The organism is bacterium, assembly GCA_024228115.1.
Lineage (GTDB): Bacteria > Myxococcota_A > UBA9160 > UBA9160 > UBA6930.
In genome coordinates this window covers 1-1073 of the sequence record JAAETT010000282.1, presented here as the reverse complement: position 1 = coordinate 1073, position 1073 = coordinate 1, and the positions used below count along the sequence as shown (strand labels likewise).

At 59.9% G+C, this 1073-nt stretch carries 2 protein-coding genes; both read right to left on the bottom strand.

Going from position 1 to position 1073, the window contains the following annotated elements; translation table 11 throughout:
• Positions 1-318: 318 nt before the first annotated feature.
• Positions 319-732 carry a hypothetical protein gene (locus GY937_12635; protein MCP5057554.1) on the bottom strand — a complete coding sequence of 138 codons (414 nt, stop codon included), beginning with the start codon at positions 730-732 and terminating at the stop codon, positions 319-321.
• Positions 732-959 (bottom strand): hypothetical protein, encoded by a 228-nt coding sequence (locus GY937_12630; GenBank protein ID MCP5057553.1) that lies wholly within the window; start codon positions 957-959, stop codon positions 732-734. Before GY937_12630 ends, GY937_12635 begins: the two co-directional genes overlap by 1 nt.
• Positions 960-1073: the final 114 nt, after the last annotated feature.

The following is a 1073-nucleotide window of genomic DNA, read 5'->3' as shown; positions in this document are numbered from 1 at the left end:
GGGTGGCGCGACATCGAGAAGCTCGTCCGAGCTCTCACCGTGTCCGAAACCAGCGAAGAGGCGACTGCAAAGCGCGTCGCCTAGGATTCAAACCGGAGCCGCCGCTCAGAGAAGATCAACAGCGGACGGGACATCCCCTCGGGGAACCCGGGGCGGACTCAATGAGCGACCCTCGTTCTCGTCACACCGAAGTGCGACATAGTCGGGAGCATTGCGAACCTGGCGAACCAGGTGCACCGCGCTAGCTTCTCGTCTGCCAAGACAGAAAAGCAGAACGCGCCTACATGCGTTCCCGGGTACCCCCCAGCTGGGTGCTAGCTACCGAGAGCCCCGCTTCTTGCGGGGTTTCTTGTGTCTGGACGTCCCAGCCGGCGCGCCTTTTCGAGCCGTCTTCTTGGCGTTGGAAGGGGAGGGCGTCCCCGGTTTTTCTAGGGCTGCCGTCACACCGAAGGTTCGCGCAAGACCTATAGCCGCGTCACGAACCGAGACGTCGTCGAGTGCTGCGACCAGGTCGAGCACGTTGCCCTGAGCGCTGCACGAACCGCTCCAACACCTGAAGCCTTGAAGGCTCGGGGCGACACGAAACTGTCGCTCGTTGTAGCCATCATGAACCGGACACTTCGCGGCAAGACCTGTAGGAGTCTCGCGATAGGGAAGGCCGCGAGCATCGAGTACGTCTCGAATGTTCACGGCCTTCTTCACTTTCTGAAAGTCGATCCAGACGCCACCCATCACGCTTCCTCCTTTGCGGGGAGAAGGCCTTCCTCGGAAAAGGAATAGAAGGCAGACGCGACCACGATGACGTGATCTAGAAGCTTGATGCTCAGCAGCTCACCAGCTTCGGAGAGCCTCTTGGTAACTACTCTGTCCTCCGCGGACGGAGAAGGATCTCCACTCGGATGGTTATGCACAAGGATGAAAGCCGAGGCATTCTGGGTCTGCCCCGATTCCGTAGACACTTTGGTTAGACCGTGAGACCCGGCTCCTCCGGATCTCTTCTTCGTTCAGTAATGAACGGGGGTTCGGGGGCGGAGCCCCCGAGTCTTCCGTTTCCGTTCTTGAGCTCGAATTCC